The sequence below is a fragment of the Candidatus Obscuribacterales bacterium genome, assembly GCA_036703605.1.
Lineage (GTDB): Bacteria > Cyanobacteriota > Cyanobacteriia > RECH01 > RECH01 > RECH01.
Genome location: DATNRH010000518.1, coordinates 1 through 2061 on the forward strand (window position 1 = coordinate 1; position 2061 = coordinate 2061).

A 2061-nucleotide genomic window follows, 5' to 3' on the forward strand; every position below is an offset into this window, starting at 1 on the left:
AAGACTATTTGGCTCTGGAAATAGCATCTGATAGTCGTCATGAATACCGCCACGGAGAAATCATCCCGACGACTGGGGGAACTCCTGCCCACAACGAAATTACTCGCATGTTGGTGTTTTTGCTCACGGCTGACTTGCGAAAGCAGCCCTACAGCATTTTTGTGACGGATCAGCGCCTCTGGATTCCAGACTTAGATCACTATACCTACCCCGACATAATGGTGACGGCCCGCCCCCCAGAGCTAAAACCAGGCCGCAAAGATACGGTGATGAATCCGATTTTGGTAGCGGAGGTTCTCTCCGACTCCACGGAAAAATATGACCGGGGCGACAAGTTTGAGGCATATCGCACGGTTCCGTCTTTTCAGGAATATTTGCTCATCGCCCAGAACAAACCCCATGTTGAGCAGTATGTCAGACAATCCGAAAACCAATGGCTGTTTACAGAGTATCGAGGTCTTGAGCAGTCTTTGACCTTGGTCTCTGTCAATGTCACCATTGCCCTTGCCGATCTGTATGAAGTCATTACATGATGTTGCCAATCATTGGTTTGACGTTAACAAAATGGTCAAGTTTGGCTCTGGAAGCCAAAGACAGGTCGCTACCAACCGCCAGGCGTGATCGGTGGCTCGTAATTTGTGACTTGAATTAACCACTAACCAATCCCTAGGAGAAACCTATGATTATCCGAGCTGTCATCGAATGGGACGAAGAGTCCCAAGCCTACTCAGCTACCTGTCCAGAACTCAACTTTGTTTCATCTTTTGGCGACACCAAAGATGAAGCCATTGTCAATCTCAAAGATGCGATTCAACTGATGCTAGAGCCGATTCCCGATGAGTTTTTAGAAGGCAGTGCTGCTCAAGAAGTGGTTGAACTAGCGCTATAGAGGCATCACTATGGCACCCAAAACGCCACGCCTGACGGCTAAGCAGGTCACCCAACAACTCAAAGCTGCTGGATTTGTCGAAGTTTCCCAAACTGGCTCTCATCTCAAACTATTCAACGCAGAAACCCGACGAACCGCCATTGTGCCCATTCATAGCAAAAAGGTCATTCCCATTGGCACTCTCAAGTCCATCGAAAAACAGGCCGGTATTGAATTCTCATAGTTTGTGACTTGTGATTTGTCACCACTCACTAAGCACTAACCACCCCCTGCTAACCATCTACTCCCCCAGCAAAACCATGTTGAAAAGCTACGAAGCCATCTACGAAAACGGCCAATTCAAATGGCTCACCGGGCAGCCCGAGCTGACCACCGCCCGTGTCATTGTCACCGTACTCGAAGAAATCCCAGCCCAACCTATCCGTCGTCGTTTTCCACCAGACTCGATCGCGGGCAAAGGCAGCACCCTAGGCGACATCGTTAGTCCCATCGTCTAATCCCCGCCGTCGCCACTCAAGCGGTCAGTTTGTCTGCTATCCACAAAGACCCCTTTGATCGACTAACCACCACCCACTAATCACCCACTAACCATGCCTTCCCGCCAACCCAAGCAACCCAAACAGGTCGAAGCCATCAAGCATGGAGATGACAAGCGCAAGAACATCCCCACCGCCGAGCATCAGTCGGTGATGGCAGACGATGAGCGCAGCCCGATTAAGGTTGCTTATGAACGCCGCAATCGTGACTTGGATCCGCAGCTTGTTTGGCGTGGCAAGGATGAACAAGATTGGTCAGACCTGGTGGTGAGTGCGCCGCCGCTCTACATCCAAGAGAAGGTACATCCTAAGGTCTTGGTGGATGACCTTTTGCAGCAGAGCAAGGACAAGGCTGAAGTGACGCAAGATCAGCAGCTAGGTTTTGACCTATTTGGCGATTTCAATGGCTTGCCCGAGGGAGCCAACGCCACAGATTTTTATCAACATGATGGCAACTGGACAAACCGCATGATCTTGGGCGATAGCCTACAGGTGATGGCAAGTTTGGCGGAGCGGGAGGGCCTGCGGGGGAAGGTGCAGTGTATCTACTTCGACCCGCCCTATGGGATTAAGTTCAACTCTAATTTTCAATAGTCAACCACTAGCCGCGATGTGAAAGATGGCAAAGTTGACCAG

General features: G+C 50.5%; 5 protein-coding genes. All 5 read left to right on the forward strand.

Annotation, left to right across the window (positions count from 1 at the left end; all coding sequences use genetic code 11):
• Nucleotides 1–533, forward strand: a 533-nt coding sequence (locus V6D20_11170; GenBank protein ID HEY9816343.1) for a Uma2 family endonuclease, incomplete at its 5' end; no start/stop codon positions are given.
• Between the two features lie 146 nt (nt 534–679).
• Nucleotides 680–889, forward strand: a complete 210-nt coding sequence (locus V6D20_11175; GenBank protein HEY9816344.1) for a type II toxin-antitoxin system HicB family antitoxin — start codon at nt 680–682, stop codon at nt 887–889.
• A gap of 10 nt (nt 890–899) precedes the next feature.
• Nucleotides 900–1112: a type II toxin-antitoxin system HicA family toxin gene (locus V6D20_11180; protein ID HEY9816345.1), complete on the forward strand. Its 213-nt coding sequence runs from the start codon at nt 900–902 to the stop codon at nt 1110–1112.
• A 76-nt stretch (nt 1113–1188) separates the two neighbouring features.
• A complete protein-coding gene (locus tag V6D20_11185; GenBank protein ID HEY9816346.1) occupies nt 1189–1386 on the forward strand; it encodes a hypothetical protein in 198 nt (65 codons plus the stop codon).
• Between the two features lie 93 nt (nt 1387–1479).
• Nucleotides 1480–2019 (forward strand): hypothetical protein, encoded by a 540-nt coding sequence (locus V6D20_11190; protein ID HEY9816347.1) that lies wholly within the window; start codon nt 1480–1482, stop codon nt 2017–2019.
• The last annotated feature ends 42 nt before the right edge of the window (nt 2020–2061 follow it).

What these genes read in the sequence shown, in the direction of transcription:
- V6D20_11175 (HEY9816344.1), top strand. Translation starts at nt 680, where the DNA reads ATGATTATCCGAGCTGTCATCGAATGGGACGAAGAGTCCCAAGCCTAC.
- V6D20_11180 (HEY9816345.1), top strand. Translation starts at nt 900, where the DNA reads ATGGCACCCAAAACGCCACGCCTGACGGCTAAGCAGGTCACCCAACAA.
- V6D20_11185 (HEY9816346.1), top strand. Translation starts at nt 1,189, where the DNA reads ATGTTGAAAAGCTACGAAGCCATCTACGAAAACGGCCAATTCAAATGG.
- V6D20_11190 (HEY9816347.1), top strand. Translation starts at nt 1,480, where the DNA reads ATGCCTTCCCGCCAACCCAAGCAACCCAAACAGGTCGAAGCCATCAAG.